Below are 19,941 nucleotides of genomic sequence, written 5' to 3'. Positions count from 1 at the left end.
TTCCGGTGCTGGTGCGGCTGCGGGACGGGCGGAGGATCTACGCTCTGAGCGTGGCTACTCGTGTTCTAGTGGTGGACGACGACCCGACCGTGTCGAACGTCGTCTCGGCGTACCTGACCAAGGCCGGGTACGACGCCCGCGTGGTCGCGGACGGTGCGTCGGCGGTCGAGGTGTGGCAGCAGTGGAAGCCGTCGGTCGTCGTACTGGACGTGATGCTGCCCGGACTGTCCGGACTCGAGGTGCTGCGCCGGATGCGTGCGGCCGACGACGGTGCCGCGGTGATCATGCTGTCCGCGCGCGGCGAGGAGGAGGACCGGCTGGTCGGGCTCGAGGTCGGTGCGGACGACTATGTGGTCAAGCCGTTCAGCCCGCGGGAGCTGACGCTGCGGGTGCAGGCGATGGTACGGCGGGAGGAGCGGCTGGCCGGGCTCGATCTGACGCCGACCAAGCTGAGCGCGGGGCCGGTCATGGTCGACACGGCGGCGCGGCGCGCGTACCTCGGCGAGAACGAGCTGTCGCTGACGCACCGGGAGTTCGACCTGCTGGCGTACCTGGTGTCGCATGCGGGCAAGGCGTACACGAAGGCCGAGTTGCTCCGTCGCGTGTGGGGCTGGGACTTCGGCGACTCGTCGACGGTCACCGTGCATGTACGGCGGTTGCGGGAGAAGATCGAGGCGGATCCGTCGGACCCGAAGCTCGTCCTCACCGTGCCGCGCACCGGGTACCTGTTCGCCGGTGACGCGTCGTGAACAAGGACATGGCGACCATCCTGGCGCTCACCACGGGGTGGACGCTGCTGGTGGCGGCGGTCGGCGCGGTGGTGCTGTGGCGCTTCCGGCGGCGGTCGTTGCGGATCACGATGATCGTGGCGGCGCTGGCGCCGATGGCAGGTGCGCTGGCCGCGGTGCTGCAGAGCGTGCGGGCGATGTTCATCTCCGAGCACGACTCGTGGGTGGTGCTGTGGACGCTGGCGTTCGCGGCGCTGCTCGGGCTGGCGATGTCGGTGCTCCTCGGGCACTGGGTCGCCGTCGGGTCGCGGGATGTGGGGCGGCGGTTGCGTCATCTCGGGACGTCGTACGAGCCGACGGAAGGCGCCGGCGGGGTGGTGCCCGCGGAGCTGGCCACGTTGCGGGACGAGTTGGAGATGACGCGGAAGAAGCTCGCCGCGTCGCATCAGCGGGAACGGGCGCTGGAGACGAGCCGGCGGGAGCTGGTGGCGTTCATGTCGCACGACCTGCGGACGCCGCTGGCCGGGTTGCGGGCCGTGTCCGAAGGCCTCGAGGACGGCGTGATCGACGACGTACCGGGCGCGCTGCGGCAGATGCGGTCGACGGTCGACCGGATGACCGGGCTGGTGGACGACCTGTTCGAGCTGTCGCGGTTGTCGACGGCGCCGCCGCCGCGCCGACGGTCGGCGGTGAGCCTGCGGGAGCTGGCCGAGGACGTCGCGGGGGAGAACAGCGAGCATGCGCGGGCGGAGGGCGTTCAGCTGTCCGTGTCGACACCGTGTGACGACGATCGGCTCGCCGTACAAGGGGATCCGGACGAGTTGACGCGCGCGGTCACCAACCTGGTCGGGAACGCGATCCGGCACACGTCGGCGGGCGGGACGGTGACGCTGACGGTCGATCGCGAGCTGGACGGGCGGGTCCGGCTCGCGGTGACCGACGGGTGCGGCGGGATTCCCGCTGCTGATCTGGAGCGCGTCTTCGACGTCGGCTGGCGCGGCGACGAGCAGCGCACACCCGACGTGGGCGGCGGCGGGCTGGGACTCGCGATCGCGCGCGGTGTGGTCGAGTCCCATGACGGGAAGATTGCCGTCAGCAACGTCGACGGCGGGTGCGCCTTCGAGATCGACCTTCCGCCGGTCCTAGCCGGCCGAGTGGAGTAGGTCGTCGAGGCCGGCCTGCAGGTCGTACGCCGGCTTCCAGCCGAGCTCGTTCTTCAGGCGGTCGGACGAGGCGGTGATGTGCCGGACGTCGCCGAGGCGGTACTCACCGGTGACGACGGGCGGCGGGCCGCCGTACGCGCGGGCCAGCTCGGCGGCGACCTCACCGATCGTGGTGACGGTGCCGCTGCCGACGTTGTACGCCGTGAACGGTGGCTGGTGGGGGAGGGCGGTCGCCGACAGCGTGACCGCTGCCGCGACGTCGCGGACGTGGACGAAGTCGCGGCGTTGACGGCCGTCCTCGAAGACACGCGGCGTCTCCCCACGTTCGAGCGCGGAGCGGAAGATCGCGGCGACTCCGGCGTACGGCGTGTTGCGTGGCATGCCGGGGCCGTACACATTGTGGAAGCGGAGTGCGGTGACGCGGCCGCCCGTCTCGCGGGCCCAGCTGGCGGCGAGATGCTCGCCGTTGAGCTTGCTGGCCGCGTAGGCGTTCCGCGGGTCCAGCGCAGCGTCCTCGGTGACGAGACCGGGCCGCAGCGGAGCGCCGCAGTGCGGGCAGGGCGGCTCGAAGCGGCCTTGCCCGAGGTCTTCGGTACGTCGGGGGCCCGGGGCGACCTGTCCGTGGTCGTCGCAGTCGTAGCGGCCCTCGCCGTACACCACCATCGAGCTGGCGTAGACGACGTTGCGGACGTTGCCGAGGGACTTCAAGAGGACGGCCGTACCGAGGCTGTTGGAGGAGACGTAGTCGTCGATGTCGTCGAGATGGACACCGAGGCCGACCTTCGCGGCCAGGTGGATGACGGTGTCGACGCCGTCCAGCGCTCTGGTCACGGCGTCCGCGTCGCGGATGTCGCCGACGATCAGGCCGGGGCGGCTCGCGGGGCGCGCGGCATGTACGTCCGGGCGGAAGGAGTCGAGGACGGTGACTTCGTGGCCCTCGGCAACGAGCTGGTGGTGGACGTGGGTGCCGATGAAGCCGGCCCCGCCCGTCAGCAAGACTCTCATCGAGCCGCCTCCGTTCCGTCGAGCGAGTGGCGGCAGGTGCAGTCTGCGTCAGCCTTCGGGAGCTGGCCGATCACGTCCTTAAGGAGCACCTGCAGGCGTTCGATGCTGTGCTTGAAAGCGTCGAACACCTCGGCCTGGGTGACGCCGGTGCCGGTCTCCACGCCCGCGTCGTGATCGGTGACGACAGCGATCGACGTGTAGCAGAGCGCGAGTTCGCGGGCGATGGCTGCCTCGGGTGCGCCGGTCATGCCGACGACCGACCAGCCCTGCGCCGCGTGCCACTGCGACTCGGCCCGGGTCGAGAACCTCGGCCCGTTGATGACAACCATCGTGCCTTCGGGTACGACGTTGCCGGAGGCAATCACTGTGGCGCGGCCGACGGGGCAGTACGGATCCGCGGCGGAGGTGTGCACCACGGGCGCCTCGTCGTACACCGTGTGCTCCCGGCCCCACGTGCGATCGACGTACTGGTCGGGGACCACGAAGGTGCCGGGGGTCAGCTCGGGTCTGAGCGACCCGACCGCGCAGGGGCCGAGGACCTGGCGGACGCCCAGCTCGCGTAGCGCCCACAGGTTCGCGCGGTAGTTCACCCGGTGCGGAGGGAACCGATGGTCGGCGCCGTGCCGCGGGACGAACGCGACCTCCCGCCCGTCGAGGTCACCAACGAGCGGCGGCTCGCTGGGCGCGCCGTACGGCGTGTCGATCTCGATGGTCTCCGCATCAGCCAGAAACGAGTAGAACCCGGACCCGCCAATCACACCAATCTCAGCCATACCCCGACGCTAATGCCGCCCCAACCCACCCATCACCCCATCCGCCCCACCGTCACCGCCCCGTAAGCCCCCTCAGTTCAACTTTGAGAACCCACCAACCAAATTTCCGCGCGATTTCTGGTTGGTGGGTTCTCAAAGTTGGGCCGTAGCGGCGGGTTGGGGAGCGGCCGGTGATCGAATGGGGGTGTGGAGATGTCTTGGGTGCTGCTGGCGGTGGGTGTGGTGCTGCTGTTGTTCGGCGCCTACGCGAGCTGGACCGCCGGCCGGCTCGACCGGCTGCACCACCGCGTGGAGCTCGCCCGCGCATCACTCGAGACCGAGCTGGCGCGCCGCGCCGCCCTGGTCGCGGAACTGGCCGGCAGTGACATCCTCGACCCGGCCTCCGCCCTTCTGCTCCTCGACGCGGCCCACCGCGCCCGGGCGGCCTCACTCGACGCGCTCGAACTCCGCGAACAAGCCGAGTCCGCCCTCACCCGAGCAATCCATGCCACCGGCACCGACATCGAACCCTGGGCCGGCGAACTGTCCCTCGCGATGCGCCGCGTCCAACTGGCCCGCCGCTTCCACAACGACGTCGTGGTCTCCACCCGCGACCTACGCCACCGCCGCCTCGTCACCTGGTTCCGCCTGGCCGGCCACGCCCCCATGCCCACCACCATCGAACTCGAAGACGGCCGATGAACACCTTCGAGGAGGCTTCTTCGCGCGTGGCGGGCGCCAACCCGCCTCGCCGGCTACCTGAACCAGAATTTCTTCGCACTGGACATCTTCCGTGTGGAAAACGGAAATACGGCCTCTCGGAGAGAGAGTATCCGGTTGAGCAATAGCAGAAAGAATCGGGAAGGCAACGAAGAATGCGCTTTCCGGACGCCGTGGCGGCGGCGTGATCCGCTACTACCTGCCCTGGCCGTTCATCCGCTTGGCCCAGCGTGCGGCCTCACGTCCGGACATCTTTACGCCGTTGTCGATCTTCTGGCCGGTCTCGATGTCCTTGCCGCGCGCCTTCGTTTCCTTCTTTTCCTCTTTCTTCGCCGCTCTTCCGAATTTGGCCATGACTCGCCTCCTGCTGTCGTTGTTCGTTGTTCGCCAAACGTACGACGGTCAGGGGGTCAACAATCCGAAGTCACTTCGCGTCGGCGTACCTTTCGACCACCGCTGAAACAAAGGCGAAGTTGGTGGGGGTGGGGCCGAAGGTCAGGGTGCCGGCGAGGTTGCCGGCTTGTTGGATGGCTTCGGTGACCTGGTCGGCTTCTTCGGCGGGGCAGTGGACTATGACCTCGTCGTGCTGGTGGAAGACGAGTTCGGCCTTGAGGGGTGTCAGGGACTGGCGGAGGGCGGCCAGCAGCAGTAGGGCCCAGTCGGCGGCGCTGCCTTGGACCACGAAGTTTCTCGTGAAGCGGCCGCGGGCTCTCGCATGGCGCGGGTCTGTGGTGGGGATGTCGGCGGGTGGACCTTCGAGCATGGCTTCGTCGAGCGGGTGGCCGCTCGGTGGGCAGGTGCGGCCGAGGTACGTGCGGACCAGTCGGCCTTCCTCGCCCGCGCGGGCCGCGTCGTCGACGTACTGGACTGCCTGCGGGAATCGTTTGCGCAGCATGGCGAGGTTCTTGAGGCCGTCGCCGGACGTCTGCCCGTAGATCGCACCCAGTACGGCGATCTTGGCGTGTGCCCGGTCTCCGGAGAACGCCTGGTCCGAAACGGCCTTGTAGAGATCACCGGGATCGCTGGCGACCTCCATCAGCGCCCGGTCGCGCGAGATCGCGGCCAGCACCCGCGGCTCGAGCTGCGACGCGTCCGCGACGACGAGCCGCCAGCCGGGGTCGGCGACCACCGCGCGGCGGATCACCTTCGGGATCTGCAGACCGCCGCCGCCGTTCGTGACCCATCGACCCGACACCGTGCCGCCCGGCAGGAACCCGGGCCGGAAGCGCCCGTCGTGGACCCAGTCGTTCAGCCAGCTCCAGCCGTTCGCGGTGTAGATCCGATACAGCTTCTTGTACTCGAGCAGCGGTGCCACCGCCGGATGATCGATGTGCTCGAGCTCCCACTTCCGCGTCGACTTCACCTGGTGCCCGGCCTGCTTGAACGCCTTCAGTACGTCGGCCGGCAGCTCGGGCCGCACGCGGTGCCCGAACGCCGCGGAGATCTCGTCCGCGAGCTCGGTCAGCCGGCGCGGCTCGCCCGAACCCGGGAACCGTTCACCGAGCAACTCGTTCAACAGCTCCCGATGCGCATCCGCGCTCCACGGCAACCCGGCGAGATCCATCTCCGCGGCGACGAGCATCGCGGACGATTCCGATGCCGTGAGCAACCGCATGCGATCCGGGTACTCGGCGAGGTCGTGCCGTCGGAGTTGGTCGGCGTACACCCGGAGCAACGCCTCGAACGGGATCGGCTCGACGGCGATCTCGAACAACGACGACTGCTCACCCGGTACGACGGCGCGCAGCGGCGGATCGGGTGGGACCGGAAGACCGCTCAAACGCGCCCACGCGGCGGCCGCGGACCGTGGCTCGCCGAGCCGGCCCTCGTGGCCGAGCAGCAGGCCCTCGGTGTTCTCGATGTCGTAGCACCGCTCAACCCGGACGCCGGCCGCCAGCAGCCGCGGATAGATCTCGGTCGACGAACGCCACACCCACCGCGTGACCTGCGGCCGCGACGCGACGGCCGCGACCAGATCCGGCTCGCGCAGAATCTCCCCGGCCGGCTGCCCGTCCGGATGCAGCGCGACGAGCATCGCCCCGCCGCCCTCCTCCGGAGCGATCAGCCACCGTTCGTCCACAGCAACATCCTCACACCCGCCACCGACACTCTGACCACCCGAACCTTGAGCACCCACCAACCAGATCGAGGGCGGGAAAACGGTTGGTGGGTGCTCAAAGATCGGGGATCAGGCCAGTTGTGGGAGACTGGACTTATGTGGCGGGCGGGGGATCTGGAGGCGGCGGACGGGACCAAGACCGAGCAGGTCGAGGGGCTCGTGCTGCGGCGGATCGAGCGTGGCGACCTGTCGATCGGGTCGCGGTTGCCGTCGGAGCGGGTGCTGGCGGAGCGGCTCGGGGTGAGCCGCGTGACCGTCGTACGCGCGTTGGAGAACCTGCGGCGTGACGGCGTACTGGAGACCAAGCGTGGCTCCGGGACCGTAGTGCGGCCGCTGGACCGGCTGCTGGACCCTGTGGCGCCGGCGTCGACGGTGACGGCGGGGGACCGGCCGGTGCTCGACCTGCGGTTCGCCACGACAGCCGCGCCGCATGACGTGGCAGAGGCGGCAGCGCAGATCGTCCAGGACGGGCTGCCACAGGCCATGGGAGGTGACGGACCGCCACCAGGTGGATCGCAAGAGCTCAGAGCGGCGTTGGCCGAGCGCCTCACCGCTGAGGGCGTGCCGACCGAGCCGGAGCAGCTGACGCTCACCGTAGGCGCAGCAGCCGGTCTGAACGCCGCACTGGCCGGGCTGGACCTCGGACCGGGTGTAGCGATCACCGAAACCCCGACGTACCCGGCGGCCTTCGACCTGCTCCGCAAATACCGCCTGGACGTAGCAGGCTGGCCCGCGGGTGTCTGGGACACCGACCAGCTCGCGCACCTCTGCCGACGCCATCGCCCGAAGGTCATCTACCTGCAGGCCGACAACCACAACCCGACCGGGCTCAGCCTGCCGGCCGACCGCCGCCAAGCTGTGGTCGAGATAGCACGCAGGTACGGCGCCGCTCTGATCAGTGACGAGACGATGCGACCATTGTGGTTGGCAAGTGGGGAGCAGGCCGATCCGCTGAGCCGCTACCCGCGCACCGTGAGTGTCGGCTCGCTGTCCAAGACGGTGTGGGGCGGGCTGCGCGTCGGCTGGGTGCGTACCGGCAAGCAGCTCCGCAGGCGGATCAACACCGCGGCACAACTCAGTGTGGCGTCGCCGAGCGCGCTGGACGACCTGCTGGCGCGGGCGATCGTGCCGAAGCTCGACAAGGTGATCGGACGCCGCAGGACCCGGCTGCGTGCCAACCTGAACGCCCTGGAGACCGGACTCCGGACGCTCGACGGTGTGGCGTGGCCCACGCCGACGGGCGGTATGACGCTCTGGCTCGAGCTGACCGAGACGAGGGCTCGCCGCGTCCTGGAGGCGGCCCGCGAACAGGGTCTGCTGCTCGGCGCCGGTGACCTGTTCACTCCGGATGCGACCGACCGCCGGCACATCCGGATCCCGTTCACCGCGCCGCCGGCCACGCTGAGGCTCGTGGTCGCCCGGTTGGGCGAGGCTCTTCAGTCCACTTGATTCTGGGTGGACTGAAGATCGAGGCCCGCCACCTCCTAACCTGGAGATGAGGCCCACGACCAGGAGGATGTAGTGACCGAGAACCAGACCCCCCAGACCGGCCCGCAAGTCGGTACCGCGAAGGTGAAGCGCGGCATGGCGGAGATGCTCAAGGGCGGCGTGATCATGGACGTCGTCACCGCCGAGCAGGCCAAGATCGCCGAGGACGCCGGCGCGGTCGCGGTGATGGCGCTGGAGCGGGTCCCGGCCGACATCCGCGCCCAGGGCGGCGTCTCCCGGATGAGCGACCCGGACATGATCGACTCGATCATCAACGCGGTGTCGATCCCGGTGATGGCCAAGGCCCGGATCGGTCACTTCGTGGAGGCGCAGGTGCTGCAGAGCCTCGGGGTGGACTATATCGACGAGTCCGAGGTGCTCACCCCGGCCGACTACGCGAACCACATCGACAAGTGGCAGTTCACCGTGCCGTTCGTCTGCGGCGCGACCAACCTGGGCGAGGCGCTGCGCCGGATCACCGAGGGCGCGGCGATGATCCGCTCCAAGGGCGAGGCCGGCACCGGTGACGTGTCCAACGCGACCACCCACATGCGCCAGATCCGCCAGGAGCTCCGCAAGCTGCAGAACCTGCCGGAGGACGAGCTGTACGTCGCGGCGAAGGAGCTGCAGGCGCCGTACGAGCTGGTCAAGGAGGTCGCCGCGCTGGGCAAGCTGCCGGTGGTGCTGTTCACCGCGGGCGGGATCGCCACCCCGGCCGACGCCGCGATGATGATGCAGCTCGGCGCCGAGGGCGTGTTCGTCGGCTCCGGCATCTTCAAGTCGGGCAACCCGGCGCAGCGCGCGGAGGCGATCGTCAAGGCCACCACGTTCCACGACGACCCCGACGTGATCGCCAAGGTCTCCCGCGGTCTGGGCGAGGCGATGGTCGGCATCAACGTCGACGAGATCCCGCAGCCGCACCGACTCGCCGAGCGCGGCTGGTGACGTCGGCCAAGAGCTCGGGCAGCCTGCCGTCGGTGGACGAGCGGACCGCCCGGGAGCTACGCGGCCTGGCCCGCGTCCTGGTGCGGTCCGGGTATGCCGACCACGCGACGATCACCGCCGCGCTGACCGAGGCGGTGGAGGAGGACGCGCCGTCGATGGACGCGGCCGCTCTCGTACCGCTGCTGATCGGCGAGGCGGTCATGGACCTCAACGAGGACGCCGCCACCTGGCCCGCGACGACCGATCCGGACCGGTTGGACGCCGTACTCGCGGAATTCGAGCGTCTCGGCCTGGTGGTGGTCCGCTACACGTCGGACCACCACGCCGCTCGGCAGGCGCTGGAGGCCGCGGAAAGTCCGCAGGGGCTGGTGTTCTTCACCGATACCGACGTCTGGCACGCCGTGGACTTCGGGATGCTCGAGCTGAAGCTCTGGCACCCGGACACCGCGAACGTCGCACCGGGGGAGCCGCTGCTGGAGGACGTACTCGCGCTCCTGCACCAGCACGACCTGCCCGCGGTGTTCGACGAAGGCCGGATCGAGGTCACCCTCGACTGGCAACGGAGGGTGACGTTATGACAGTGATCGGCGTCTTCGCGTTGCAGGGGAACGTGCGCGAGCACCTGGCCATGCTGGCCCAGGTCGGTGTCGAGGGTCGCGCCGTACGGCGTCCGTCCGAGCTGGCGGAGGTCGACGCGATGGTGCTGCCGGGTGGCGAGTCGACCACGATGGACAAGCTGGCCCGGGCGTTCGAACTGTTCGAGCCGCTGCAGAAGCGGATCGCGGACGGGATGCCGGTGTTCGGCACCTGCGCCGGAATGATCATGCTGGCGAACGAGATCACCGGCGGGACCGCGGACCAGGAGACGCTCGGCGGGCTCGACGTGACGGTCCGCCGGAACGCGTTCGGGCGGCAGGTGGACTCGTTCGAGGCGGACCTGGAGTTCGCTGCGCTGGACTCGCCGTACCACGCCGTGTTCATCCGGGCACCGTGGGTGGAGCGCGTCGGGAGGGACGTGGAGGTATTGTCGACGGTGAGGTCGGGACCCGCCACGGGTAGGATCGTCGCGGTTCGCCACGACCGGCTGCTGGCCACGTCGTTCCATCCGGAGATGACCGGGGACGCCAGGCTGCACGGCTACTTCGCCGAGCTGGTCCGCGGCCGCTGAGTCGTTCGTAGGTCAGTTGCAGCGGTAGAAGGGTTGGGTTCGCCATGTCAGGCCACTCCAAGTGGGCCACCACGAAGCACAAGAAGGCCGTCATCGACGCGAAGCGCGGCAAGCTCTTCGCGAAGCTGATCAAGAACATCGAGGTGGCCGCCCGGATGGGCGGTGGCGACCCTGGCGGGAACCCGACGCTGTACGACGCCATCCAGAAGGCGAAGAAGTCCTCGGTCCCGAACGACAACATCGACCGCGCGGTCAAGCGCGGCTCCGGTGCCGAGGCGGGCGGCGCGGAGTACCAGACGATCATGTACGAGGGCTACGGCCCGAACGGCGTGGCGATGCTGGTCGAGTGCCTCACCGACAACCGGAACCGGGCCGCCGCGGACGTCCGGACGGCGATGACGCGCAACGGCGGATCGCTCGCCGACCCGAACTCGGTCGCGTACCTGTTCAACCGCAAGGGCGTGATCGTCGTCGCCAAGGACCAGGACGGCAGGTCGCTGTCCGAGGACGACGTGATGGAGGCCGTGCTCGAGGCCGGCGCCGACGAGGTCAACGACCTCGGCGAGTCCTGGGAGGTCGTCACCGAGGCCACCGACATGGTCGCGGCCCGGACCGCGCTGCAGGACGCCGGGATCGACTACGACTCCGCCGACGTCCAGTTCGTCCCGTCGATGACGGTCGAACTGGACGCCGACGGCGCCGGCAAGATCTTCCGCCTGATCGACGCCCTCGAGGACAGCGACGACGTCCAGAACGTGTACGCGAACTTCGACGTCAGCGACGAGATCATGGAAGCCGCCAACGCCTGAGATTCACATGCCGAGGGCCTTGCCGTCGATCACCTGAGCGGCCGGCGGGGCCTTCGGCGTTGCGACCTGGTTGTACTCGGAGAACGTCAGCGCGTCGGTGCCGGACGACTCGAGGCGGACCGGGCGCGCGGTGACGGTGTCGACCCAGAGGGTGCCGTCGGTGTCGCGGAGACCGATCGCGGTGACGCCGTCGACGGTCCGCGGCGCGGTCTTGCGGAGCGTGCCGGTCGGCTCGAACAGCGTGTCGAAGAACTTCGGCTTGCTGGCGAACGCCGCGAGCTCACCGAGATCCTGGTCGGTCAGGGACGTCTTGATCCAGCGGCCCCCGACGAGCCCGATCACGGCATCCGCGTCGGCCTTCTTCTTGATCTGGGCACGCCAGAACTTGTCGCTGATCTTCAGGTACGCCGTCTTGTCCAGGACGATCAGCGAGAACGCGGCGCCGTTGATGCTCATCGTGCCCTGACCGCCGGCCTTCGCGAGCCGGATGTCCAGCACGATCCGGTCGCCGTCGTCGGTCATCGAACCCTTCATCCGGACGCTGGTCGCGGCCTTCGCGGCGGCCTGGGTCTTGGCCAGGATCTTCGCGGAGGACAGCCCGGCGATCGTGCTCGCCGGCGTACTGGCAGGCGGCGTGGACGGTGTCACCACCGGAGACGGCGTGACGGACGTTGCCGTCGGGGTGGGTGTCGGCGTGGTCCCCAGGTTGTCGCTGGTTGCCGGGTCGGATCCCTGGCAACCAGCGACAAGTACGACCAGCACACCCACCATCGCGCCGGCCGCTGTACGACGTTTCAGCATCTTGCTCCCCCTCCCGCACACGTCAGTGCAGATATGAGAGAGATGCCGGCGGGGCCGGAAAAGTTGCTATCGGTTCCAGTAACGGTCGTCGATCAGGTTCAGGGCCGCGAGATCTTCCGCGACCAGTCCGGCGTAGACGGTGGCGCCGTACTCGGACGTGTGGGTGTCGTCGCGCTTCTCACGGGTCAGGTACAGCGCCTTGGCGGCCTCCGGCCCGAGCGCCTCGACGACGGCCTGCGTGCGTGCCGTGAGATCGATGAGGTCGACGTGCTCGGCCGCCGCGACCGAGCGCATCTCGGCCGGGAGGTCGACGCCCAGACCGTTGACGATCAGGCCCGTCGAGTTGAGCTTCGTCCCGGTGAACCACCGGCGCACGATCGGCGTCACCAGGACGGGGGTCGCGCCGGTGGAGCGGATGCCGGACACGATCTCGGTCAGGTTGGCCCGGTACTGCGCAGCGGTCGTCTGCTTGTCGTTGTGGGCGAACTGGACGAGTACGACGTCCCGCGGCCCGAGCTGTGGCCGCAGCGCCTCCCACATTGCAGGCTCGGCGAGGAACGAGACCGTGCTCTCACCTGATCCCGAGTGGTTCACCACCGACAACTCCTGGCCGAAGTGGCTCGGTAGTCGTTGGCCCCAGCCCGTGTACGGCGCTGTCTCCTGGTCGGTGACTGTGGAGTCGCCGGCCAGGAACAGCCGTCGCGTGCTGACCGGCGCCGGTGTCACGACGACGTTCAGTGGAGCCGGCCCGGACAAGCGCAACGTGAGGCCCGGCGTACCTGGTCCACCGAACCCGTTCTGCTGTCCCTCCGGTTCCCGCACATTGACCGTGAAGCGCAGGACCGGCTCCGAGCTCTCGGACACCATCAGCCGCCGGGCCTCCGCGAGTACCTCGACAGGTTCCCGCGCGCTGCCCAGGACCACCTTCACGTCGTAGTCGCCCGGCGGGACGTCGTACGTGCAGGTGACCGGCGCCTCGCCGGTGCACTCCGCCGGGACCGCCGCTGCAGCCGTCATCGGTTGTACGCCGAAGGCCAGCACGACCCCAGCGGTGAGTAAACGCAGCATGGCGGCCACGTCACGGGTTCACAATCTTGTCGCCGACCAGAGCAAGGGTCTGGATGGCGGCGAGGCCGTAGAGGGCTGTGGTGTTGGTGGAGACCCACTTGGCGGCCTTGGTGGGGTTGAGCGTCGTGTTCACGTCCTCGGCGGTCCACGGGAGGTTCGGGGCGTAGCCGTCGCCGGTGTAGAAGTCCTTCCACGCTCGAGCAGCCAGGTCGTCCCGGTTCAGCCGGACAGCGGCGTACGCCGTCAACCGGGCGTGTCCCTGCCGCAGGATCAGATTGCCGAAGTACGCACCGCACTCCTCCGTCTGCTCGGCGCGGGTGCCGTTGAACAGCCGGCAGTACTGCAGCCAGGCGGCCTCGAAGGCGGGCATGTCCACCAGGTCGATCAGCTCGGCGCAGATCTCCACCTCGCCGAACATGGCGCTCAGATGGGACACGCTGACGATCTTCTCGGTCACTGGTGCGAAGCGACCCGTGTCGAGGTCGTACAGCCCGCTGCCGGTGACGAACCCGTTCGGCATCGCCCCGATCGTCTCCATCGTCCCGAGCAGCTTGGCCTTCGCTACAGCAGCCTTGGGCCCTTGCCGCTCCCACTCGGTCAGCCAGGCAGCAGCCAGACCGCTCCAGTCCGTACCGAGGCCGATGGACAGCGCATGCGGGTCAGGTGTGTAGGGCTCGGTCCTGATCTTGCGCAGTGGGTCCAGCACCAGGAACGTCTTGTCCGAGTCCACCAGCTCCGACAGCAGGTCGCCAGTACGTTCGTCGGCCGTCAGATAGTAGTAGAACCGCCGGTACGCCGCCGTACTGATCCGCTGCTGCTTCGCGCTGTCCGCCCAGTGCTGTACGCCGTGCCGCGTACCCAGGCCGGCCCACTGACCAAGGTGGTAGACGTCGACCTCACCGGTGTGTCGCGTCATCGCCTCCGCGAACCGGAAGATGTCGGCACGACCGGACCGCAGGAATGCATACCAGAGCCAGAGGTCCGGTGACAGCTCCGAGTTGTCCCATGCGTACCCGCCCACGTCGTACCGCCACACCAGCCGGTCCTCGTCGAACGTGTGCATGATGTCGCCGTAGTCCCAGAACCCGTACCAGTGCCGCGACTCGACCTGCCCGCGGTAGTAGTCGAACAGGAAGTCCAGGTGGTCCTCGATCGCCTTCTTCGCCGGCACGGACCGGTCCACCGGGCTGAACAGCCCACCGAACACCCGGGAGCTCACCAGTTGGTCCACCGGGTCGATGAGCTGCGGTGGCGTCCGCACCTGGTCGGCCAGGTCACCCAGCCGCGCAGCCGACGGCGTCGCCTCCAGCGCCCAGAACGTCAGTTCGGACGTCCGGGCGATGCCGTACGGCGTACCGAACCCGGGCTCGTAGTCCTCATAGGTGATGTTGAGGCCCTCGAGCTGCTCCGGGTAGGTGTCCTGGCCCATGCCGTCGTGGTAGAACCGCGTGTCCATCGCACCGGCGGCCGGCGACCACAGCCACACGGTCACCTCGGCTTCCTCGGTCGCTGCCTTCCGGACGTCCAGCTGCGTCGGGTGCCGCTGCCAGAAATCCCTGAGTCCGAAGGCGAATCCGCCGCTCACGCCGCCGACGTACCCGAGCCCGGAGGCGCGTTTGCCCTGGTCGACGGAGACCCAGCCGTACCCCTTCGCGGTCCGCTTCTTCACCGTGAACCCGTCCGCGGTCAACTGGTTCAGCGAGTAGTCACCCCACTCGGGGATGTACTGCAGCCGGGTCGTCACCCGCTGGTCCCACGTCGCCGGATCCGGCAGCTTCGTCCCGGCGATCTGCGCGGCCCGTACGACGGCACCCGGGTCCCGCCGCAGACCGGTGATGCCCTTCACCGCCTCGGACACCATCCCGTGCCCCTCGCCGACGAAGCGCACATGCCGGTCGTACGCCGCGTCGCGCATCGGCACCGAGAAGCGCACACCGAGCCCGGCGATGTAGTCCTTCTGCCCGTCGCGGTCGTAGACGAACGTGTGCACCATCCGCACGTTCTCCGCACCGGCCACGAAGTACAGCCGGACCGAGAACGGCAACCAGGTCAGGCCCTTGCGTGACTTGTGCCGGCCTTCGATCTTCACCACCGCACGCACAGGGCCGGCCTGCTCGACGGTGACTTTCTGGATGTCGCTGTCGTACTGCTCCCGGACCGCGCCGCCGACCTCGTCCTCGGCGATCTTGTCCTGCTTCAGGTTGACGAGCACGCCCTTGCGCGCGATCAGCACGTCACCACGCCAGATGTGACTGATGAGCTCGGTCCCGCTCTTCCGGATCCGCGCCTTGATCACGCCGGTGTCGACGTCGACGTACAGCTTCTCGTTCTGCACCGTGACGGGACGTGCCGGCGCGGTCGCCGTACCCGGGCCGAGCGTGTACGACTCGGCAGGTGAATCCACTGCGATCGCGTGCGCACTCCACTTGAGGGAGCCGTCCGGCCAGTACGCGGTCGGCCAGCTCTGAACGGGTACGTCGGCGCCGTCAGCTGACTTGAGTGCGAACGACTGGTTCGCTGGTACGGCGCCCTTGGGCCAGGGCGTGCCCCAGGTGGTGACAGCCGCTGTGGTGGGCTTGCCTTCCAGCCAGGTGAGCTTCACGTCGGAAGCCTCAGCAGCCGCGGCGGGTTGGATGTTGTCGAGCAGGGACACCGCAGGTACGGCGGCCATACCTGCTAGGACGGTACGTCGGGAGACCTCCATGCCGTTCCACCTTTGCCATTCCCGGAGTCATTCCGGTGTTCGGGGATCAGGGACAGGTTCTGGATCGCTGCCAGCGCGTACTGCGACGCGCCGTTGGTACTGATGAACGCGGCCTCGTCGACCGGCATCAGCGCGCCGTCGACGGGAGTGGTCTTCCACTCGGCTTCGCGTTGCATGGCGTTGCGGTTGAGCTGGTCGCCTTCGTCGACGAAGAACTTGCGCCAGGCAAGGCGGGCGAGCTCCGGGTCGCCGGTGCGCGCGGCGGCGTACGCGGCCAGCCGGCTGTGCGCCTGGACGAGTGAGATGCCTTGCAACGGCTGACCGAGCTCTGCGGTCTGCTCCTCAGGCGACAGCAGGTACAGCCGGCAGTAGTCGAGCCACGCCTTCTCGAACCCCGGTACGTCGAGGTCCAGGTCGATGAGCTCGGAACAGATCTCGGGCAGCCCGAAGAGCGAGGACAGGTGGGAGACCGCGATGGTGTCCCGGCTGGTGTCGAACCGCCCCGTGGACAGATCCAGCCGCGCGCTACCGGTCAGGAAGCCGTAGCGCAGCGCAGCGATGTCGGACATCGTCCCCACGAGCCGTGCACGGGCCCGCTCGTCGCCGTGTCGTTCCCAGCGCGTGAGCCACGCAGCGGCCAGCGCACCCCAGTCCACGCCCAGCTCGATGGACAGCGCGTGCGGGTCGGGGGAGTAGACGTCCGGCCGCACCTTGCGCTGCGGGTCGACGACGAGGAACGCCTCCTCGATCGTCGCGAGCTCGTCCATCAGGTCACCTGTCCGCTCGTCCGCGGTCAGGTAGTAGTAGACGCGCCGGTAGATCGCACTGGAGATCCGCACCTGCTTGCAACTGCAGCCCCAGTGCTGCACGTTGTGACGCGACCCCAGGCCCTTCCAGCGGCCCAGGTGATGTACGTCGACCTCACCGGTGTGCCGTGTCATCGACTCGGCGAAGCGGAACACGTCGGCCCGCCCGGTCCGCAGGTACTGGTACCAGAGCCACAGGTCGGGGGAGAGCTCCGAGTTGTCCCAGGCGAACCCGCCCACGTCGTACCGCCACGTGTGCCGGTCGCTGTCGTAGGTGTGCATGACGTCGCCGTAGTCCCAGAACCCGTACCAGCGGCGTTGCTCGCGCTGACCGACGTAGTACTGGAAGAGGAAGTTCAGCCGGGCCTCGATGTCCTGGTGGTCTGCAGTGGGCAGACTCCAGGTGCCGAACACACCTGCCTCCAGCAAACGTGCAGGAGAGACAGTGAGCAGTCCAGGCGAGTTGAGCAGCGCTGCGTGTTCCGACAGGTCCTCAGCTGACGGTGTGGTGTTGTGCACCCGCAGGCTGAGCTCATGCGTTCGGGCGACACCGTGTGCGTTGCCGAAGCCCGGCTCGTAGTCCTCGTAGGTGATCTCGAGTCCTTCGAGCTGCTCGGCGTACGTGTCCTGGTCCATGCCGTCGTGCCAGTAGCGCACGTCCATGGCCGGCGCACTGGGCGACCACATCCACACTGTGGCCGTGGCGACGTCGGTGGCTGCGTTGCGGATGTCCAGCCGGGTCGGGTGCAGTTTCCAGAAATCACGCAGCCCGAAGCCCAGTCCGCCGCTCACGCCGCCGACGTACCCGTAGCCGGGCGCTCTGGTGCCGGAAGGGATGGTGATCCACCCCTGTCCCGCGCCGGTACGTTTCCGCAGCGTGAAACCGTCCGCACTGGTCTGGTCGAGCGTGTAGTCGTTCCACTGCGGGATGAGGTGCAGGCGGTCGGCCACCTCCGGGTTCGGGATCGCCTCTACGTCACCGCCGGCGACCTGGGTACGTCGTACCTCTTCGCCCGGATCGCGACGCAGACCGGTCAGACCGCGCACTGCCTCGGTCAGGAACCCCGACGGTCCCGCGAGCCGGATATGGCGGTTGTGCGGCTCGTCGCGCATCACGACGTCCGCGCTGAGCCCCAGACCGGCCAAGAAGTCCCGGTCCGGATCGCCGTCCCAGACGAAGCTGTGCACGATCCGTACGTCGGCAGCGCCCGCGTAGAAGTACAGCCGCACCGAGAACGGCAGCCAGTCGCCGTGCTTGCCCTCGAGCCGGACGACGGCCCGCACCGGGCCGTCCTGCTCCACAGTGATGCGATCCACCGTCGCGGTCGTTTGCTTCCGGGCTCCGCCCAGGTCGTCGTCCGGAGCGTCCTGCCGCAGGCTCACCAGCCGAACGTCCCGCACGACTTCCTGACCGTCGTAGCTGATCGATGCAATCAACCCCGGTTGCCTGAGCACCCACGCGAAGGATCCGGTCGTGACTCGCAGCTCGCCGTCGGCCGGTTCCACCTGAACCGGCTGGGCCGGCATCGCGGGCGCACCGACGACCAGCTCGTACGACGACTCGGGCTGCTCGGACGGCCCGATCGCGTGCGCGGACCACTTCACCGAGCCGTCCGGCCACCTCGCAGTCGTCCAGCTCTGCACCGGCGTACCGTCGGACAACCTGAACTCGGTGCCCTCGGCAACTGTGCCTCGCGCCCACGGGACGCCCCAGGAAACTCCTTGTCGACAAGGTGTTTCCAGCCATTGCAGTGTGGTCATTCCTTCACCGACCCGATCAGCACGCCCTTCGCGAAGTGCTTCTGCAGGAACGGGTAGAAGAACAGGATCGGCAGCGTCGCGACCACGACGACCGCGAACTTCAGGCCCTGCTCGGGGAACGTCACCGTCTCCAGTTGCTGCAGCACGTTCGCGGAGTCCGCGTTCGCCGCGGTCAACTGGCGGACGATCATCTGCAACGTCCACTTCTTGCTGTCGTCGATGTAGAGCAGCGGCGACATGTAGTCGTTCCAGATGCCGACCGCGTAGAACAGCGAGAACGTCGCGATGATCGGTTTCGACAACGGCAGCACGATCCGCAGGAACACGTTGAGCTCGTTGCACCCGTCGATCCGGGCCGCTTCCTCGAGCGCCTCCGGCAACTCCTGGAAGAAGCTCTTCACCACGATCAGGTAGAACGGGTTGATCGCCAGCGGCAGCATCAGCGCCCAGTAGGAGTCCAGCAACCCCAGATCCCGGACGACGAGGTACGTCGGGATCATGCCGCCGCTGAACACGAGCGTGAAGATCACCAGGTTCAGCACCAGCGCCCGCCCCGGCAGGAACCGCTTCGCCAGGGGATAGGCCATGGTCAGCGTCAGCAGCAACTGGATCACCGTGCCGACCGCGGTCACACCGACCGTCGTCAGCAACGCGCGGACGAACGTGTCGGTGGAGAAGATGTAGTGGTACGTGTCGGTGACGAACTTGTGCGGCCACAGGAAGAACGGCCGCGAGCTGATCTCGGACTCGGTCGCGAACGATCCGGCGAGCACGTAGAGCAGTGGGAGCACCGTCACCAGGGCCAGTGCGGTCAGCACCACGACATTCAGTACGTCGAACACGCGGCTGCCGACCGAGTCGTAGTACCGGACTCGCTGCTTCATGATGGGTTTCATCGTGGTCCTCCTCTCAGAACAGACCGCGCTGGCCCATGCGCTTGGCCAGGAAGTTGGAGCCGAAGATCAGCACGACGCCGATCAGGCCCTTGAACAGTCCGACGGCGGTCGCGTAGCTGAACGAGCCCTGGGTGATGCCGATGTAGTACACGAACGTGTCGAACACGTCCGCGACGTCACGGTTCAGCGACGTGGTCATCAGCCAGATCTGCTCGAACCCGGAGTCCATCAGGTGCCCGGACGTCAGGATCGCCATCACCACGATCGTCGGCCGGATCGCCGGGAGCGTGATGTGCCAGAACTGCCGCCACCGCCCGGCGCCGTCCACGCGAGCGGCCTCGTACAGCTGCGAGTCAACTCCCGCCAGCGCGGCCAGGTAGATGATCGTGCCCCAGCCGGTCTGCTTCCACAGCAGCTGCAGCACGATCAGCGGCCGGAACCAGTCCGCCTGCGCGACGTAGTCCGTCTTCTGCCCGCCGACCAGGCCGTGGATCCAGTTCGCGATCACGCCGAAGTCCACCGAGAACAGCAGGTAGGTGAGCGACGCGACGATCGTCCAGGACAGGAAGTGCGGGATGTAGACCAGCGACTGCACGGACCGCTTCAGCACGTTGATCCGTAGCTCGTTCAGCAGCAGCGCGACGACGATCGGCGCCGGGAACACGAACACGATCGTCAGCACGGCGAGCAGCAGGGTGTTGAACATCAGCCGGCCGAAGTCCGGCCCGGTGAACAGCTCCTGGAAGTGCTTCAGGCCGACCCATTCGCTCCCCGAGTAGCCGAGGAACGGCACGTAGTCCTTGAACGCGATGGTCAGGCCGTACATCGGCAGGTACTTGAACACCACGAAGTACACCAGGCCGGGCAGCAGCAGAAGGTACAGCCAGCGGTAGCGCCACAGGTCGCGCCCCAGAGATTTCGTACGTCGTCTGCGCCGCGGGGCGGACGCCGGCCGCGAAGAATCCGCGGCCGGCTGCACCACCTCGGGCACGAGGTCGGTGGCCATCG

18 protein-coding genes are annotated in these 19,941 nt (G+C 68.3%); 8 read left to right on the top strand and 10 right to left on the bottom strand.

The features are described 5' to 3' along the window. Positions 1–50 precede the first annotated feature (50 nt). On the top strand, positions 51–749 hold the full coding sequence (locus tag EV137_RS34260; protein ID WP_134005759.1) for a response regulator transcription factor: 699 nt from the start codon (positions 51–53) through the stop codon (positions 747–749). Continuing rightward, positions 746–1,891 (top strand): sensor histidine kinase, encoded by a 1,146-nt coding sequence (locus EV137_RS34255; protein WP_134132236.1) that lies wholly within the window; start codon positions 746–748, stop codon positions 1,889–1,891. Before EV137_RS34260 ends, EV137_RS34255 begins: the two co-directional genes overlap by 4 nt. On the opposite strand, the gene EV137_RS34250 is transcribed toward EV137_RS34255, so the two are convergent. Continuing rightward, the gene (locus EV137_RS34250; protein ID WP_134132234.1) at positions 1,871–2,896 is read right to left on the bottom strand and encodes an NAD-dependent epimerase/dehydratase family protein; all 1,026 of its coding nucleotides are present in this window, start codon (positions 2,894–2,896) and stop codon (positions 1,871–1,873) included. The two genes, EV137_RS34255 and EV137_RS34250, sit on opposite strands and share 21 nt — an antisense overlap. After that, positions 2,893–3,669 carry an S-methyl-5'-thioadenosine phosphorylase gene (locus tag EV137_RS34245; RefSeq protein WP_134132233.1) on the bottom strand — a complete coding sequence of 259 codons (777 nt, stop codon included), beginning with the start codon at positions 3,667–3,669 and terminating at the stop codon, positions 2,893–2,895. The genes EV137_RS34250 and EV137_RS34245 overlap by 4 nt, the downstream gene beginning before the upstream one ends. Positions 3,670–3,861: 192 nt before the next feature. Here EV137_RS34245 and EV137_RS34240 point away from each other — a divergent pair, with 192 nt between their 5' ends. Beyond that, a complete protein-coding gene (locus EV137_RS34240) occupies positions 3,862–4,350 on the top strand; it encodes a hypothetical protein (protein WP_134005751.1) in 489 nt (162 codons plus the stop codon). Between the two features lie 213 nt (positions 4,351–4,563). Here the strand turns inward: EV137_RS34240 and EV137_RS40860 are convergent, their stop codons facing one another. Then, positions 4,564–4,722: a hypothetical protein gene (locus EV137_RS40860; RefSeq protein ID WP_166680092.1), complete on the bottom strand. Its 159-nt coding sequence runs from the start codon at positions 4,720–4,722 to the stop codon at positions 4,564–4,566. A 70-nt stretch (positions 4,723–4,792) separates the two neighbouring features. Then, entirely contained in the window at positions 4,793–6,448 is a 1,656-nt protein-coding gene (locus tag EV137_RS34235) for a bifunctional 3'-5' exonuclease/DNA polymerase (RefSeq protein WP_134132232.1), read from the bottom strand. Between the two features lie 135 nt (positions 6,449–6,583). Here EV137_RS34235 and EV137_RS34230 point away from each other — a divergent pair, with 135 nt between their 5' ends. The 5 genes from EV137_RS34230 to EV137_RS34210 all read left to right on the top strand — a co-directional run bounded on the left by EV137_RS34230 (position 6,584) and on the right by EV137_RS34210 (position 10,897). Beyond that, the gene (locus tag EV137_RS34230; RefSeq protein WP_134005747.1) at positions 6,584–7,936 is read left to right on the top strand and encodes an aminotransferase-like domain-containing protein; all 1,353 of its coding nucleotides are present in this window, start codon (positions 6,584–6,586) and stop codon (positions 7,934–7,936) included. 72 nt (positions 7,937–8,008) lie between these two features. Next, positions 8,009–8,920, top strand: a complete 912-nt coding sequence (gene pdxS / locus EV137_RS34225; protein WP_134132231.1) for a pyridoxal 5'-phosphate synthase lyase subunit PdxS — start codon at positions 8,009–8,011, stop codon at positions 8,918–8,920. Positions 8,921–8,952: 32 nt separating this feature from the next. Beyond that, positions 8,953–9,498 carry a DUF6891 domain-containing protein gene (locus EV137_RS34220; protein WP_238175754.1) on the top strand — a complete coding sequence of 182 codons (546 nt, stop codon included), beginning with the start codon at positions 8,953–8,955 and terminating at the stop codon, positions 9,496–9,498. Continuing rightward, a complete protein-coding gene (gene pdxT / locus EV137_RS34215; RefSeq protein ID WP_134132229.1) occupies positions 9,495–10,088 on the top strand; it encodes a pyridoxal 5'-phosphate synthase glutaminase subunit PdxT in 594 nt (197 codons plus the stop codon). Before EV137_RS34220 ends, pdxT begins: the two co-directional genes overlap by 4 nt. A gap of 44 nt (positions 10,089–10,132) precedes the next feature. After that, positions 10,133–10,897 (top strand): YebC/PmpR family DNA-binding transcriptional regulator, encoded by a 765-nt coding sequence (locus EV137_RS34210; protein ID WP_134005741.1) that lies wholly within the window; start codon positions 10,133–10,135, stop codon positions 10,895–10,897. A gap of 3 nt (positions 10,898–10,900) precedes the next feature. Here EV137_RS34210 and EV137_RS34205 read toward each other — a convergent pair whose 3' ends face one another. The 6 genes from EV137_RS34205 to EV137_RS34180 all read right to left on the bottom strand — a co-directional run bounded on the left by EV137_RS34205 (position 10,901) and on the right by EV137_RS34180 (position 19,939). Then, positions 10,901–11,698, bottom strand: coding sequence for a hypothetical protein (locus EV137_RS34205; RefSeq protein WP_134132228.1), 798 nt, complete (start codon positions 11,696–11,698; stop codon positions 10,901–10,903). Positions 11,699–11,764: 66 nt separating this feature from the next. Beyond that, on the bottom strand, positions 11,765–12,766 hold the full coding sequence (locus EV137_RS34200; protein ID WP_134132227.1) for a rhamnogalacturonan acetylesterase: 1,002 nt from the start codon (positions 12,764–12,766) through the stop codon (positions 11,765–11,767). A 10-nt stretch (positions 12,767–12,776) separates the two neighbouring features. Continuing rightward, positions 12,777–15,470 carry an exo-rhamnogalacturonan lyase family protein gene (locus EV137_RS34195; RefSeq protein ID WP_134132225.1) on the bottom strand — a complete coding sequence of 898 codons (2,694 nt, stop codon included), beginning with the start codon at positions 15,468–15,470 and terminating at the stop codon, positions 12,777–12,779. Next, positions 15,443–18,037, bottom strand: a complete 2,595-nt coding sequence (locus tag EV137_RS34190) for an exo-rhamnogalacturonan lyase family protein (RefSeq protein ID WP_134132224.1) — start codon at positions 18,035–18,037, stop codon at positions 15,443–15,445. The genes EV137_RS34195 and EV137_RS34190 overlap by 28 nt, the downstream gene beginning before the upstream one ends. Further along, a complete protein-coding gene (locus EV137_RS34185; RefSeq protein ID WP_238175753.1) occupies positions 18,034–18,933 on the bottom strand; it encodes a carbohydrate ABC transporter permease in 900 nt (299 codons plus the stop codon). The genes EV137_RS34190 and EV137_RS34185 overlap by 4 nt, the downstream gene beginning before the upstream one ends. Before the next feature lie 13 nt (positions 18,934–18,946). Further along, positions 18,947–19,939: an ABC transporter permease gene (locus tag EV137_RS34180; RefSeq protein ID WP_133788890.1), complete on the bottom strand. Its 993-nt coding sequence runs from the start codon at positions 19,937–19,939 to the stop codon at positions 18,947–18,949. Between the last annotated feature and the right edge of the window lie 2 nt (positions 19,940–19,941).

Source organism: Kribbella pratensis, from assembly GCF_004366075.1.
Lineage (GTDB): Bacteria > Actinomycetota > Actinomycetes > Propionibacteriales > Kribbellaceae > Kribbella > Kribbella pratensis.
This window is presented reverse-complemented; position numbering and strand designations above follow the sequence as displayed.

What these genes read in the sequence shown, in the direction of transcription:
- EV137_RS40860 (WP_166680092.1), bottom strand. Translation starts at nt 4,722, where the DNA reads ATGGCCAAATTCGGAAGAGCGGCGAAGAAAGAGGAAAAGAAGGAAACG.
- EV137_RS34230 (WP_134005747.1), top strand. Translation starts at nt 6,584, where the DNA reads ATGTGGCGGGCGGGGGATCTGGAGGCGGCGGACGGGACCAAGACCGAG.
- EV137_RS34200 (WP_134132227.1), bottom strand. Translation starts at nt 12,766, where the DNA reads ATGCTGCGTTTACTCACCGCTGGGGTCGTGCTGGCCTTCGGCGTACAA.
- EV137_RS34250 (WP_134132234.1), bottom strand. Translation starts at nt 2,896, where the DNA reads ATGAGAGTCTTGCTGACGGGCGGGGCCGGCTTCATCGGCACCCACGTC.
- EV137_RS34245 (WP_134132233.1), bottom strand. Translation starts at nt 3,669, where the DNA reads ATGGCTGAGATTGGTGTGATTGGCGGGTCCGGGTTCTACTCGTTTCTG.
- EV137_RS34240 (WP_134005751.1), top strand. Translation starts at nt 3,862, where the DNA reads ATGTCTTGGGTGCTGCTGGCGGTGGGTGTGGTGCTGCTGTTGTTCGGC.
- pdxT (WP_134132229.1), top strand. Translation starts at nt 9,495, where the DNA reads ATGACAGTGATCGGCGTCTTCGCGTTGCAGGGGAACGTGCGCGAGCAC.
- EV137_RS34195 (WP_134132225.1), bottom strand. Translation starts at nt 15,470, where the DNA reads ATGGAGGTCTCCCGACGTACCGTCCTAGCAGGTATGGCCGCCGTACCT.
- EV137_RS34180 (WP_133788890.1), bottom strand. Translation starts at nt 19,939, where the DNA reads ATGGCCACCGACCTCGTGCCCGAGGTGGTGCAGCCGGCCGCGGATTCT.
- EV137_RS34205 (WP_134132228.1), bottom strand. Translation starts at nt 11,698, where the DNA reads ATGCTGAAACGTCGTACAGCGGCCGGCGCGATGGTGGGTGTGCTGGTC.
- EV137_RS34185 (WP_238175753.1), bottom strand. Translation starts at nt 18,933, where the DNA reads ATGAAACCCATCATGAAGCAGCGAGTCCGGTACTACGACTCGGTCGGC.
- EV137_RS34190 (WP_134132224.1), bottom strand. Translation starts at nt 18,037, where the DNA reads ATGACCACACTGCAATGGCTGGAAACACCTTGTCGACAAGGAGTTTCC.
- EV137_RS34210 (WP_134005741.1), top strand. Translation starts at nt 10,133, where the DNA reads ATGTCAGGCCACTCCAAGTGGGCCACCACGAAGCACAAGAAGGCCGTC.